General features: G+C 52.9%; 13 protein-coding genes. 8 read left to right on the top strand and 5 right to left on the bottom strand.

What is annotated here, in order from left to right; translation table 11 throughout:
• Positions 1-40: 40 nt before the first annotated feature.
• From coaE to polA, 4 genes are all read right to left on the bottom strand, one after another.
• Positions 41-658, bottom strand: a complete 618-nt coding sequence (gene coaE, locus Psch_RS15720) for a dephospho-CoA kinase (protein WP_190258755.1) — start codon at positions 656-658, stop codon at positions 41-43.
• 132 nt (positions 659-790) lie between these two features.
• On the bottom strand, positions 791-1,435 hold the full coding sequence (gene ytaF / locus Psch_RS15715; protein ID WP_190258754.1) for a sporulation membrane protein YtaF: 645 nt from the start codon (positions 1,433-1,435) through the stop codon (positions 791-793).
• A 115-nt stretch (positions 1,436-1,550) separates the two neighbouring features.
• On the bottom strand, positions 1,551-2,378 hold the full coding sequence (gene mutM, locus Psch_RS15710) for a DNA-formamidopyrimidine glycosylase (RefSeq protein WP_190258753.1): 828 nt from the start codon (positions 2,376-2,378) through the stop codon (positions 1,551-1,553).
• A 12-nt stretch (positions 2,379-2,390) separates the two neighbouring features.
• Positions 2,391-5,135: a DNA polymerase I gene (polA, locus tag Psch_RS15705; protein ID WP_190258752.1), complete on the bottom strand. Its 2,745-nt coding sequence runs from the start codon at positions 5,133-5,135 to the stop codon at positions 2,391-2,393.
• A 182-nt stretch (positions 5,136-5,317) separates the two neighbouring features.
• Here polA and Psch_RS15700 point away from each other — a divergent pair, with 182 nt between their 5' ends.
• From Psch_RS15700 to Psch_RS15670, 7 genes are all read left to right on the top strand, one after another.
• Entirely contained in the window at positions 5,318-6,757 is a 1,440-nt protein-coding gene (locus Psch_RS15700) for a S41 family peptidase (RefSeq protein WP_190258751.1), read from the top strand.
• 81 nt (positions 6,758-6,838) lie between these two features.
• On the top strand, positions 6,839-8,311 hold the full coding sequence (locus Psch_RS15695; protein ID WP_190258750.1) for a DUF7986 domain-containing protein: 1,473 nt from the start codon (positions 6,839-6,841) through the stop codon (positions 8,309-8,311).
• A 100-nt stretch (positions 8,312-8,411) separates the two neighbouring features.
• Positions 8,412-9,014, top strand: coding sequence for a DedA family protein (locus Psch_RS15690; RefSeq protein ID WP_427910114.1), 603 nt, complete (start codon positions 8,412-8,414; stop codon positions 9,012-9,014).
• Between the two features lie 230 nt (positions 9,015-9,244).
• Positions 9,245-9,829: a phosphatase PAP2 family protein gene (locus Psch_RS15685; RefSeq protein ID WP_190258748.1), complete on the top strand. Its 585-nt coding sequence runs from the start codon at positions 9,245-9,247 to the stop codon at positions 9,827-9,829.
• Between the two features lie 93 nt (positions 9,830-9,922).
• Positions 9,923-10,846: an N-acetylmuramoyl-L-alanine amidase family protein gene (locus tag Psch_RS15680; RefSeq protein WP_190258747.1), complete on the top strand. Its 924-nt coding sequence runs from the start codon at positions 9,923-9,925 to the stop codon at positions 10,844-10,846.
• The gene (locus tag Psch_RS15675; protein ID WP_190258746.1) at positions 10,843-11,475 is read left to right on the top strand and encodes a coenzyme F420-0:L-glutamate ligase; all 633 of its coding nucleotides are present in this window, start codon (positions 10,843-10,845) and stop codon (positions 11,473-11,475) included. Before Psch_RS15680 ends, Psch_RS15675 begins: the two co-directional genes overlap by 4 nt.
• Positions 11,476-11,587: 112 nt before the next feature.
• Positions 11,588-12,094 carry a YhcN/YlaJ family sporulation lipoprotein gene (locus tag Psch_RS15670; RefSeq protein ID WP_190258745.1) on the top strand — a complete coding sequence of 169 codons (507 nt, stop codon included), beginning with the start codon at positions 11,588-11,590 and terminating at the stop codon, positions 12,092-12,094.
• 37 nt (positions 12,095-12,131) lie between these two features.
• Here the strand turns inward: Psch_RS15670 and Psch_RS15665 are convergent, their stop codons facing one another.
• Entirely contained in the window at positions 12,132-12,881 is a 750-nt protein-coding gene (locus tag Psch_RS15665; RefSeq protein ID WP_190258744.1) for a polysaccharide deacetylase family protein, read from the bottom strand.
• A gap of 91 nt (positions 12,882-12,972) precedes the next feature.
• On the opposite strand from Psch_RS15665, the gene Psch_RS15660 reads away from it, so the two are divergent.
• Positions 12,973-14,103, top strand: coding sequence for a D-alanyl-D-alanine carboxypeptidase family protein (locus Psch_RS15660; RefSeq protein WP_190258743.1), 1,131 nt, complete (start codon positions 12,973-12,975; stop codon positions 14,101-14,103).
• Positions 14,104-14,265: the final 162 nt, after the last annotated feature.

Below are 14,265 nucleotides of genomic sequence, written 5' to 3'. Positions count from 1 at the left end.
GATTTTTGAGCTTATATAATGTTTATATGCTGCGCTTACCCTAGAGATGTTTTTTTTGGAATTCATCCCAGTTATGTTCCACTTGTTTTCTCGTGGCTGAAAAATCACCGCTGTTATCTATGACTCTTTTGGCGTACTTTAGCTTAACGGCCTGAGGAAGCTGTGCGTCCATCCGGCTGCGGGCTTCCTGGTCGGTCAGGTCGTCTCTTTCAACCAGCCGCTCGACCTGCTTGTCCTCGTCAACTTTTACCACCCATACCTCATCAACATCCCGGTCCAGTCCCACTTCAATCAGCAGGGGGGCCTCGATGACCAGTACCCCGGCAGGAGAAGAGGCATGCGGGTCCTGCCTGAAACAGGTGATGACACGGTCGATTGCCTCCTTAATGCGGGGGTGGGTGATCTGGTTTAGGCGGGCCCTGGCCCGGGGATCGGCAAAAACAATTGAACCCATTTTTTTACGGTCCAGCGAACCAGCCGGGTCCAGGATGTCAGGCCCAAATTCTCTTGTCAATTCTGCCAGGGCCGGGGCGCCGGGCAGCACAACTTCCCGTGCGACCTGGTCGGCGTCGACAACTTTCGCCCCTAAATCACGCAGAAGGCGGGCCACACTGCTTTTCCCGCTCCCAATGTTTCCTGTAAGCCCGATAACCGGCATGACAACCTCCCTAAATCTTCCCTTTTTATTTCTTCTTCGACTATTATTGTTCCTCCAAGAATATTTACAACCCCGAAAATAACGTTGCAGATTTGCTGGTTTTGATTCTCTACCGTGGCGCCGCTCCAAGGCTCAGCAGATTTTTAGAAGTCCCAGCAGAATCAGGATGCAGCCCGGCAGGGCGGTGAGCTGCCGTTCCAGCAGGCTGGCTCTGTTGCTGCGGCCGGCGGCTATTCCGAGGCAGGCCAATAAGAAATACCCGAGACCCACGGCCGGCGCGGTGATCAGCATGGAAAAACCAAGCAGGGAAACGGCACACCCGGCTACAAAGGCGTCCATCGCCAGTGCGGTCCCCAGGATGAGCGCCTCGCGCGGGGAGATCACCCCGGAACTGTCAAAGTCAGCCCGGGCCGGTTCCTTGAGGATCTGGATGACCAGGCCGAAGGGGCGGAGCCTTATTTCAACGCTTTTGGCTGAGGGGTGTTCAGGAGAAAGGCGACTTTTTAACTGTTTCTTCCATAGGGTTTGAAATAGTATCCAAAAGCCAATCAAAAGGAGCAAGGCGCTCCCCAGACGGTAAGCCAGGGGAGCCGGAATGTTTGCCGCCAGAAGCCGACCGGCGGCCATTGATATGGCGATTGAGAGCATGGAAACCAGGCTGATAATTAAAAGCGACAGAGGTGGAACTTTTATCGCTTTTACCCCGTAAGTGAGACCGGTGCTAAAGGAGTCAACATTCAGCGCCAGGGCAAAAAGGATATATAAAGGTATTTCCAATGTTCTTTGCCTCCTGCCAAAAGGGTTCATTCCCTTTTAATCTATGGAGGCTTGGAGCAGTTGGTTACTGACATCTTCGAAGGATTCCCCGGTTTGGAATATAGCCAACGAAAGACTAAATTTTTTGGCAGAAGGGACAGTAGTAGGAGCTGCGGCCGCCCACCTTTTTCCTGACGATGGGCCTGTTGCAGTGGGGACAGGGTTCACCCTCCCGGCTGTAGACCCGCAGCAGTTCCTGGTAGCCGCCGGCCCGGCCGTTGCCGTCAATAAAGTCCCGCACTGTGGTACCCCGGTTTTCGATGCCTTCCTGGAGCACCTCCTGGATAGCATGATAGAGGTGGGCGATTTCGCGGGGGGTTAATGTTGTGCAGAGGCGTTCCGGATTGATCCTGGCGCGGTGCAGCGCTTCATCGGTATAGATGTTGCCCAGTCCCGCGATAAAGGTTTGGTCAAGCAGCAGTGGCTTAATCCGGGCATGCCGGCGGCGCAGCTCTTTTTTTAAGTAATCCCTGGTGAAACGGTCGTCCAGGGGCTCAACACCCAAGTCCTTGAATCCGGCCAGTTCTTCCAGGGAAGGCACGGGGACCATCCACAGCCTTCCAAATTGGCGGGTATCACAAAAGCGGAGCTGGCAACCGTTGCTCAGCGTAAAGATAACATGGGTGTGCTTGGCTACAGGCGCTTCTTTTTCTGAATAAGTAAGCCTGCCGGTCATGCGCAGGTGTACCAGGAGGGTGTATTTTTCGCTGAGGTGTAAAAGCAGGTATTTGCCGCGCCTGTTGATCTTTATTATTTTTTTATCCAGGATAATTTCTTTGAACTGATCAGGGTCCGGGGTTTTGATAACCTTGGGCATCAGTATCTGGACAGCAGTAAACTTGAGCCCCGCAAGTTTGGGCTCAAGTGTCCGCCTGACGGTTTCCACTTCGGGAAGTTCCGGCATTATGTCATCTCCTTAGACCCTTTTTACGTCGTACCAGTTTGGCCCTATTTTAATATCGACGGTGAGCGGTACGTCCAAGACCAGGGCATTTTCCATGCAGTGCCTGACCAGCTCCTTCAGCCCGTCTATTTCTCCTGCTGGAGCGTCAAAAATAAGCTCATCGTGCACCTGGAGGAGCATTTTTGCTGTGAAGCCATGTTCGCCCAGCTCGCGGTGGATATTGACCATGGCCAGCTTGATGATATCCGCGGCGCTGCCCTGGATAGGGGTGTTCATGGCCGTCCTCTCACCGAAATTACGCAGAGTGCGGTTGGGGCTGAAGAGGTCGGGCAAGTAGCGGCGCCTGTTTAAAAGAGTGGTAACATAACCCTTTTCCCGCGCTTCGCGGATCACCCGCTCGATGTAGTTCTTAACTCCGGCATAACGGGCAAAATAGCTGTCAATATACCGTCTGGCCTCCTGGCGGGATACCTTGATGTCCCTGCTCAGGCCGAAATCGCTCAGGCCGTAGACGATACCGAAATTAACGGCTTTGGCCCGGCTGCGCATCTCCCGCGTCACGTCCTCCGGGGAGACGTCAAAGACCTCCGCGGCAGTCCTGGTGTGGATATCTTCCCCGTTATTGAAGGCATTAATCAGCACCGGGTCACCGCTTACATGAGCCAGTATGCGCAGCTCAATCTGCGAGTAGTCTGCAGTCAAAAGCAGGTTCTCCGGCTTGGAGGCAGTAAAAGCCCTGCGGATCAGGCGTCCTGCCTCCAGACGGATCGGTATATTCTGCAAATTAGGCTCTGAACTGGACAACCGCCCGGTCGCGGTAACCGTCTGGTGAAAAGTAGTGTGCAGGCGGCCGGTTTTAGGGTTGGTCAGAGCTGCCAGCCCGTCGGTGTAGGTTGACTTCAACTTTACCAGCTGGCGGTACTCCAAAATTTTGGCTACCACCTCGTGGGCCATGGCTAGTTCCTCCAATACCTCTGCATCGGTAGAATAACCGGTCTTGGTTTTTTTACCCGCAGGGAGCTTCAAATCCTCAAACAGGACTTTGCCCAGCTGTTTGGGTGAGTTGATATTAAATTCCTGGCCGGCCAGCCGGTAAATGGCGCCCGCCAGATTGTCAATCAAGCTGCCCAAATCTCTTGACATTTCTTCCAGCTTGCTTTTATTTACCGTGATCCCTTCGATTTCCATGCTGGCCAGGATTGCAACCAGAGGCATCTCCACGTCATAGAAAAGCCGGTCTTGTTCCTGGAGCTTCAGCTTATTGTCCAGCACCTCAACCAATTGCAGGATGCAATGCGCCCTGGCAGGGAGCTGGTCCTTGCCCCTGGGCAGTACCTCGCTCAAATGTTCCAAAGAGACATCCTCAAGTTCGCGGTTGGGGTTAGCCGGGTTGAGCAGGTACGCAGCGATCATGGTGTCGAAAGCCAGGTGCTTGAAGCCGATGCCGCTGCGCTGCAGCAGCCAGATGGTTTCCTTGCCGTTATGGCAGTATTTTTTGACGTTGGGGTCCTCGCAAACAACCTTCAAGGCCTCCATAGCTTTCGAGTTAAAATTGTCCGGGCTGGTTGCGGCTGTATTGGAAAACAAAGTGAGATTCTCGCCGGCGGCTTCATCCTGACAGTCTGCTTCGACTGGTTGCAAGTTCAGGCAGTAGGTTTTATCTCCTTTGAGGGCAAATCCCAACGAGGTCACATTCCCCCTGGCGTCGCCTGAGGCGGCTAAAGTCACCAGCCCCGACTTTTGAGTTGCTTTAACGAAGCTCTTGAGGCTGGCTGGAGTGAGCAGACTCTGAAAATCGACAGGGTAGGTTTCCAGATCAGGTTCCGGAAAGGCCTGCTGGGCGGCGCTGGATTTGCGTAAGCCCTCCCTTTTTTTCCTCCCCGTTACCCCGTCATCCCGGTAAATGGACTTAATCAGGGATTTGAATTCCAGCTTCTTAAATATCTCCAGAAGTTCCTTGTAGTCCGGACCCTTCCACCGGCATTGTTCCAGGTCGATGTCTATCGGCGCCTCCCGGTGGATCGTTACTAGCTTTTTAGACAACGCCGCCTGTTCCCTAAAAGCTCTGACCTGTTCTCCGGTCCGACCGGTAATTTCACCGGCTGCGGAGAGGAGCGACTCCAGGCTGCCGTATTCTTTGAGCAGCCGTGAGGCTGTTTTTTCACCAATGCCCGGGACGCCCGGGACATTGTCCGACGGGTCACCGGTCAGTCCCTTAAAGTCGGTATACTGCAGGGGAGTTATGCCGAATCTGTCCCAGACCTTTCCTTCGTCGTATTCCTCCAATTCACTGATGCCCTTCCGGGTGAGTTTAACGCTGGTTAGCGGAGATACAAGCTGGAGGGCGTCCCGGTCGCCGGTCAGAATAATACTTTTAATCCCGGCCTGCTCGGCGTGTGCGGAGAGTGTTCCAATCAGGTCGTCAGCCTCAAAATTGTCAATCTCAAAAACCGGTATGCGCATTGCTTGCAGGACTTCTTTTAATAATGGAAACTGGGGCCGCAGGTCCTCAGGTGTAGGGCTGCGGGTGGCCTTGTAGTCTTCGAAGTCGGTGTGGCGGAAAGTTACCCGCCCCTTGTCAAAGGCAACAGCAATGAGGCCGGGGTTTTCTTCGGCCAGTACCTTGAGAAGCATATTGGTAAAACCGAGGACAGCATTAGTTGCCAGCCCCTGACTGGTGGAGAGAAGGGGTATGGCGTGATAAGCGCGGTGGACAAGGCTGTTGCCGTCAATAATGATCATAATTTCTGGAGGCACAGTTATTAACACCTTTCTAAGCATTTTTATATTATTTCACCGGTTGGACCCGAAATACCTTCTCTACCCTAATATTGGAGCGCAGGAAAAACTTGCAGGACTTTGCCTGGCCGAGGGAGAATAGAGCGGATAAAAATAGTGAGGTGATCCAATTGAGCAAAAGAGCCCGGTGGGTTCTGTGCATGGCATTGTTCCTGACCTGTTGGATGGCAGGTCCGCCCCTGGCCGGCGCTTCATCGGCCGGCGCTTTTGAGGAGATCCTGGAGTACGTCCATGAGCTGCACATCAGCAGCCCGCAGGAGGAGGAACTGTACGACGGAGCCATCAACGGGCTTGTCGATACTTTGGAAGATCCCTACACAGTGTATATGAAGCCGGACGAGTTGGAGGAATTCAGCAATTCCTTGCAAGGCACATTTGTTGGGGTGGGTATTGAAGTCGCGCCCGGTTACAGCTATCCCAGCATACTTCGTATCATCGAAGGCAGCCCGGCTGAAAACGCCGGGATCAGTGCCGGTGATATCATCATTAAAGTTGACGGGAACGATATAGCTGAAGAATCACTTCCCAATATCGTCCAGAAAATACGGGGACCGGAAGGGACCAGAGTACGGTTGACCATACGGAGGGATGGAAGGGACGACTTTGATGTTGAGCTGCTTCGCTCCAGCATCAATTTGCCTTCCGTACAGGGGGAGCTTCTTGATGGTGGTATCGGCTATATTAATATCGATATCTTTGGGAGCAGTACCGCTGATGATTTCGAAGAAGCTCTCATTACGTTGAAACAAAAGGGTGCGGAGAAGTTGATATTGGACCTGAGGAACGACCCGGGCGGCTATCTCCAAGCGGCCGTCCAAATAGCCGGGGATTTTGTGGAGAAAGGCAGGGTGGTAGTCAGTATCGTCGACAGCAATAATGAGCGTCAGAGTTACTATACCAAAGGCAATATGGTTGCCGAAGGTATGCCTGTGGCAATCCTGGTCAACGGAGCCAGCGCCAGCGCGTCGGAAGCCCTGGCCGCCGCCCTGCAGGATTACGGCGTGGGGGCACTGATCGGCGACAGGACCTTTGGTAAAGGGACGGTCCAGACCGTCATTCCACTGCAAGCCGGAGGGGCTTTAAAACTGACCACAGCCAACTATCATACCCCGAATGACAGAGTTATTGACCATACGGGCTTAGCTCCGGACATCCAGGTACTGACCCCGGAGCTTCAGTTGGAAGCGGCTAAAAATTGGTTAAACCCTCCGGACAAAACAACGGTTATCCTTGAGGACGGCGGGACGGAGGCCATTGTTAACGGAAGCGCCGTTAAGCTTTCGCAGGCGCCGCTGCAGCAGGGCGACACAATATATCTGCCGCTCAGGTTTGTCTTTGAGGCGCTGGGCTACCGGGTTGACTGGCAGTCTTCTGACGGCAGCGTCAAGGTGGCAGATACCCGATCGGAAGCGCTCTTTTATCCCGGAGAAGACGGGCGGGTTTTATCCGGCGGACAAGTAGTGACGGAGGCAACTCCCCTTCTTCATAAAAATGAAATAACCTATATACCCCTCTCATCGCTGAATTTTTTTAATTTGAAAGTGGAGGTCGATAACGGCCGGATCACCATTGAGAAATAATTTCATATGTGATATAAATAATAGTCGATCTGGTCAAGAATAATTGCTACTCAGGCATAACTTATATGGGGAGGTGTTCTCATGTCCGGAACCGAAAAGTCATGTCCGTGCGGCAGCGGAAAGCCCTACCTTCACTGCTGCAGCCGGAAAGTCTTCCCTCTTGACCAGATCAGGTGGCGTCACACCGGGCAGGATTTACGCCGCAGGCTCGGTGATTTTGCAGACCAGCCCTTCTTTGCCTGGGAAGCGGCACGGGCACAGGACCTGTACCTGGGCTGTATGGACCAGCAGTTGGTTGATCGCTATGATGACTTCACCATGGAACGCTGCTTTGAATGGTTTATCTTTGATTATAAACTGTCCAGCGGCAAGACGGTGATTGAAACATTCTGGCAGGAAAACCTCCAAGACCTGGGGGAAAAAGGTTCCGGGCTGGCCAGGGACTGGGCCAATTCTCCCATATCTCTCTACGAGGTAACCATGGCCCTGCCCGGTGAAGGGTTGTTGATCAGGGAATTACTCGGTCGCGGGGTAATCCGCGTGCACGATGTGAACGCGGCATCTGAAATAGAATCGGGAAGCATCCTCCTGATGAGGGTCCTCAAGGTGGGAGAGGAATACGAGTTTTCTACCAGCGGATTGGCCTTGCCCGGTAACTGTAAGGAAGCGCTCCTTAATTACCTGTACCAGGACCGGCAGGAGTATTTTGACAAGCGAAGGACTAAGGCCCGGGGCTGGAGAAGCTACCTGAAAGAAAGAGCACATAAAATCAACGCCTACGTCCTGGAGCTTGGCGCCTCAGGAGCGCAGCAGGATCAAGACAGTCCGGGGAAAAGCGGGCTGGAGCGCATGGCCGTATTTGCCGTGGAAAACTGGCAGGAAGCCCTGGAAAAGATTAATCAATCGGGTGACTTCACGTTGCTCCGGGATCTCTATGATTCGTCAGGGGGGTTCAGACAGGCGGCTGCCGCCCTGTTGGGCCGGTCTTGCGGAAAAAAGCCGCTGCGGGTGGTAATAGGCCACCTGCTCCTGACACCAAAGTTTATGGTCATAACTGTCGCAACAACGGGGTTTATGCAGGAAGCCAGGAGAATGTTAATCGCCCTGTTTCAGGAGAATATTGTAGAGAGCATAGGCCGCCGCCGGGAACGGCCGGCCGAAGGAATGACCGCGCCGCTTGCGTTTTACTCCTGGCCGGAACCCGGCTATGCGGCGGTAGCCGACCGGGTCCAGGACGGACTTAAAGCGCTCGGTTATGGACCCAAACAGCAGAAGGGAGCCCTTAAACTTTGGTATGACTTTTGCTCCAAAGAGCAGCCGTCCATTCGCAAAACAGCGGTCTGGGCCGCCACGGTGATATATGCTTTTAGCAGGCTGGAAAACGAAAAAGCGGTTAAACAGCAGGATTTGGCCGGGCAGTATGGAGTTGCGTCATCGACCATCTCGTCCAGGTTCAGGCTGCTCTGCCAATCCCTCCAACTGGTCGCCTACGATAATCGCTATACCAGCAAAAAACCACCCCTGCACGGTTGCAGGAAAACCATCCTCTTCTAGTCTACAAGGGCAACATAACCGGCCGCAGTTCTAAAAGGGATGCGCATCCCGCTTTTTTACAGACGGGATGTGTTTTTATAAGGAGGACATTTTGACTTTTATAACTGGATTAATTGAAGTTGTTTTCAAAACTATTACCGATGCAATCGCAGCCACCGGGTACTGGGGGATTGCGATCGGCATGGCCATAGAAAGCGCCAATATCCCCCTACCCAGCGAGGTGATTTTGCCTTTTGGCGGTTATCTGGTCTCAACCGGCCGGCTCGAGTTTTACCGTGCCGTGCTGGCTGGAACAATAGGCGGGACAGTTGGCTCGATCCTCTCCTACTACCTGGGGTTGTTGGGGGGGAGGCCTTTCCTGCTTAAATATGGCCGTTACTTTGGCTTTTCAATAAAACACCTGGACCAGGCTACCGGTTGGTTTGAGCGCTACGGTGAGGTCACGGTCTTTTTTACCCGGTTGATGCCGATTGTACGCACCTTTATCTCTCTTCCCGCAGGAATCGGCGGGATGAATTTTAAAAAGTTTGTTTTTTACACCTTCATGGGCTCACTGCCCTGGAGTCTGCTGCTCACCTATGTAGGGTTTAAGCTGGGGCAAAACTGGAAAGCGATTGAACCCTTGTACCACAAGCTGGACATAGTTGTCGCGCTCGGCCTGGTTGCCCTGGCCGTCTACCTGTGGCTGCGCCGCAAGCGCTAGCCACATGGGTATAGCCAACAAGAGCCTGATTATCCTTTGCACTAACCTGTAAACGCGCAGGTCTTAATTTTTCATTGGCTCCACAGGTATGCGGATATGCTTAGAATCCATTCGCGCCCGCATCGCTTGGTTTTTCATGCCCTGCTGACGCCTTGTCAACCGGGATGTCCCATCCTAATATTTTCCGTCTCTAGTATTAATAAGAACAGAATTACGAATAACAGGTGGCTATGATGCTGGAGAGCGTCTTCTTAACTATCAAAAACTTGGACATACAATGGTTTTATTTCGTTAATCAGTCCCTGCATAATGCCCTCTTTAACGTGGTTATGCCCTTTGTCAGCAATGTCGGCGATAATGGCCTGCTCTGGTTGCTCTTCGCGCTCCTTCTCTATCTATTTGGACCTAAAACGAGAAGGACCTCTTTTTTGATGCTGTTAGCCCTTTTCATCAGCTTTGTGATTGGAGAGGAAATCTTAAAGCACATATTTCAGAGACCCAGGCCTTTTTTAGGCCTTGAGGGAGTAAACCTGCTGGTGGGTTCACCCGGTTCTTTTTCCTTTCCGTCAGGACATGCAGCCAACGCTTTCGCCTCAAGCCTTGTGGTCGCCCGCAAAATACCCCGGCTGGCCTGGCCGGCGCTGCTGATGGCGGTTGTTATGGCATTTTCCAGGGTTTACGTTGGCGTCCACTATCCCCTGGACATCCTGGGCGGAGTCCTGCTGGGGGTGTTATGCGCCAGATTTGTTTTGGGGTTGGAGGCAAGTGTTTACAGGCCTTCCAGAAGGACCAGGCGCCCCCCCCATATCCCATAAAATAACACATATATTCTTACCGGTAGAGAATAAGCTTTAGTAATGACAATTTTGCCTGTCCAGGTCGCATGATTTTGGGAAGGAGGCCCCCTATTGTCTTCTGGAAAAATCCCCAGGATCACCAATATCTGGTCTAAAGTGGTTGAAAACGAGGATGGTTTGCTCTTTTCCAGAGTAGTTATCGAATCAACCGGGGCCTTTCAGACTAAAGTAAAGCGGCAGGGCGGTAAAATCCTGCTCGAAGGTTCAGGGGTTATGGCCAATATGCCGTTAGGGCCTGTGGAAATTAACGATGGGCTGATCCGGAGGGTATCGCTGGATCAGGCCGGTCACGACAGGATTACTGTAGCTATCGAAACCGAACACCCGGCGGCATTTGACTTTGGGGTTACCGGAGAATTGCCCGTAAGGACATCCGTCACTCTGGAGAGAAGCTTTATTACCAGGTTATTTCAAGGCAAGAAAATAGTGATCGACCCCGGGCACGGCGGAGAGGACCTGGGAGGCCGGGGACCGGTTAACCTTGTCGAAAAGAACGTGGTAATGCTAATTGCCTTAAATTTAAAGAAATTGTTTGAACAGGCCGGGGCGGAAGTTATCCTGACCAGACAGGAGGACCAGGCGGTTTCTCCCACGGAACGGATGAAGGCTGCGAAGGACCAAAATGCCTGCATCTTTGTAAGTATTCATACCAATATTGACCAGAATAACAAGGTAAGCGGGGCGGCGGTGCTGTATTCATCCTCCAGCCGTGACAGCGCCGGCCTGGCTGGACACGTCAAGGAAGAACTGCTCAAGAAACTCAAACTTGTGGATCGCGGGATCAGAAAAAAAAAGGAATACGGGATATTAGGCTCAATACCGGCCATTGAGGTCGAGGTAGTCACCATCACCAACTGGGTGGAAGAAGGGCTGTTGCGTAGCCCGACAGTGCACAAGAAAGCGGCGGAAGGGATTTTCAACGGGGTGAAGAATTACCTGGCGGGTTCCGTCCGGCAGCAAGAGGTGTTAGTGTGATTACGGCCAGGATACCTATCAGGACTCACATCCTTACCGAGAAGGACGATATTGTTGATGTCGTTAAAAAATATACCGGAGACATAGTGGAGCCCGGGGATATTGTCACCGTAGCTGAAAGTGTGGTGGCGATTACCCAGGGCCGGGCGATCCTGCCGGAAACAGTGCGCCCGGGGTTTCTGGCCAAAATTCTCTGTCGTTTCCCGGGCAAGGACGGGAGCCTGGCGACTCCCCATGCCATGCAGCTCGCTATTCAAGAAACCGGGACCCTGCAGATCCTACTGGGGGTTGTCGCGGCTGCAGCAGGCAGGCTTGTAGGGCGCAGGGGGGATTTTTACCGGGTGGCCGGACATCACCTGGCGCTCATCGATGATGTGGCCGGAACAATGTACCCCTTCGAGAAACACATTGTCCTCGGGCCTAAAGATCCCCAGCAGGTAGTTGACAGGATCAGGGACGCCATCGGCGCCGGGGCGGTTATCGTGGATGTGAATGACACGGGGAATGTCGATATCCTGGCTGTCTCCAAGGGGGTCGACACCGGAGGGTTGACCAGGGACCTGGCAGACAATCCATTCGGCAACGACGACCAGCAGACCCCCATCGTAATTCTGAAAATGGCCGACTAAATAGCGACGAAATCCGTGCCCGCTCTGGCAAGCGGGCTTTAGTTATTTTATGTGCGAATAAGTTTAATCACATTTGAGATAATAGCCATGAAAGGGAAAGGAGGGTTGAAAAATGAAAAAGCCTGAAAAGTTTGTAGCTTGGGTTGCGGCGGTGGTTTTCGGGGCAGCGTTGCTGGCTGGCTGCAATGCGGTGAGGAAGCCTGAGCCGCAGAATCCACCTACCCAGCAGCAGCCCACGGCGCCTGCAGCGCCCAGCCAGCAGCCCATGCCCACCGATGCCGGTGAATTAAACAATATAGCAAATAAAATCTCCAGCGCAGCCATGAAGGTACGCGGAGTCAACACCGCCACCACAGTTATAGCAGGATCGATAGCCTATGTAGGTGTTGACCAGAAGGCTGGAACGGAGCAGAGTGAAACTGACAGGATCAAAAGCGAGGTCAGCGACGAGGCCAAGAAAGCAGAGCCGCGGCTTACCACTGTTTATGTAAGCAGTGATGCGGACACAGTAACACGTATCAGGCGGGTAGCCGAAGGAATAGCCGCAGGGCAGCCAATATCCGCTTTCGATAGTGAACTGGCGGAAATTGTTAAGAGGATGTCCCCCACCTCCAAGTAAGGGAAAAAACCGCATCCAAAAATGCGGTTTTTAAGAATTAATCAGTGACGCCCTGGCCAATCTTTAAGAGTGAGGATACCGTCACCAATTCGTAGCCCTCAGCCCTCAGCCCGGCAATAACATCAGAGAGCGCGCCGGGGGTCTGAGAGGCGGTATCGGAGGCGTTCATCAGGATAATTGAGCCCGGTTGAACGCCCTTGACCACGTTATTTACAATGTTGTCCTTGCCAGGCGTTTGGATATCCATTGAGTTCAGGTTCCACTGGACCACAGTGTATCCGGCTTCAGCAGCCGCAGACAGGAACAGTTCGTTCCATTCCCCGTGCGAGATCCTGAGCAGGGTGGGAGTTACACCGGAGGCCTGGCAAGTGACCTCCTTCATGGTAAGAAGTTCTTCATTCAGTTCGGCCGCGGTACTGTTATCCGGGGTCACCTGGCGGTCAAGGCTGCTCCCGATCTCATGCCCTTCAGCGGCGATACGGCGGGCCAACTGAGGGTATTTTTGAGCCCAGGCGCTGGATATGAAAAAAGTGGCCTGCTGGTTTTGTGTCTTTAGGGTGTCCAGCACCGGACCTGGTACCTTGCCGCCCCAGTTTATGTTGAAGGTCAGCGCCACAACTTTATGGCTGGTCTTGGCCTTGCAAATAGCCTGGTGCTTGGCGTGGACAGGCAGGATGCCATCCGGTTGGACCAGCGCAACTGTAAAAATGAAGGCTGTCAAACCTACGAGCAGGACTGCCTGCATAGGCTTTTTAATTTTAGAGAGGTCCAAAAAATAAGTTTTCATCACCGTCACTCCGTACCTAGAAGTATTTACCATTATATATGAGCGAAGTAAACGGGATATTACAATTATTGCCAATATTTCAGGAGGCAAAATGTCCGGATTGTCCAGGTATAAACCAGTTCTTCTTTTAGCGCTTATATTGTGCCTGTTTTGCCCATCTACAGCGCTGGCAACAGCGCCCCGCGTAAGCTCAAGCGCCGCTGTACTTATGGACGTGACAACCGGCCAGTTGTATTTTACCAAGAACGCCGCCAGGCGGGCCGACCCGGCCAGCTTGACCAAGCTCATGACAGCTGTCGTTGCCCTGGAAAGTGGTAAACTAGATGATGTAGTCACTATAACCGGACGGTCGTCATCAGTGGAAATGGGGTCGATTATCGATCTGCGCAAGGGTGAAAAAATAACCCTGGAGGAACTCCTCAAGGCTGCGCTGGTGACCTCCGCCAATGATTCCACCGTAGCCATAGCCGAGCATGTCGGGGGCAGCCATGACCGCTTTGTCCGCATGATGAACGCCAAGGCGGTGGCCCTGGGTTTGTTCGGCACCAGATATATAAATACCAACGGCTATCATCACCCCAACCACTATACCACCGCCCGCGATCTGGCGGTGCTGACCAGGTATGCCCTCGGGCTCCCCAAGATCAATGAACTGGTGCAGACGCGGGAGGCTACGGTACACTGGGTTGAACCGCAGCAGCGGGAGGAAAAGATAATAAACAGCAACCGCCTGCTCTCCATCGGCTATGATGGCATCGACGGGGTGAAAACAGGGACCACGCCCATGGCCGGCAACTGCCTGATCGCTTCAGCCACCCGGGATGGGCGGCGTTTAATTGCTGTGGCGCTTAACTGCTACGATCGCTACCGGGATTGTATAACTCTGCTGGACTACGGGTTTGAGGTAGTGAAGCCGGTGACTGTTGCCGGGGCAGGCGAGAAGGTCACACAAGCGGCGGTGACTGGAGGTGTCCAACCATCAGTGGATGCTGTAGCCCAAGATGCGTTGGAGGTAAGAATAGACCCTGATTTTCTGCCTAAACTGGAACAGCGCCTGGAAATCAAGGAAACCGTGCCGGCGCCGGTTAAACAGGGACAGAGCCTTGGCCAGGCAGTTTACTTCCTGGATGGCCAGGAAATCGGGCGGTTAAACCTTGTGGCGGCAGAGGACGTCCCAAGACCAGGATGGCACAGGCAATTATGGGATAAAGTGTTTGATTGATAAACTCGATAAGCTTCTCGTGGCTCGCTTAGTTTAGATCACGCAGAGACAGAAACTGCTGGTTTCGCAGAACAGCAAAATATCCATGTGGAGATAATGAGTACCTCTGCCAAAAAAAAGACACCTGTTTAAACAAGTGTCTAAAAACTAACTTGATATAAA

Origin of the sequence: Pelotomaculum schinkii, from assembly GCF_004369205.1 — a bacterium.
Classification (GTDB): domain Bacteria; phylum Bacillota; class Desulfotomaculia; order Desulfotomaculales; family Pelotomaculaceae; genus Pelotomaculum_C; species Pelotomaculum_C schinkii.
Note: the sequence above shows the minus strand (reverse complement) of the source record. Positions and strands in the feature narration are given on the sequence as shown.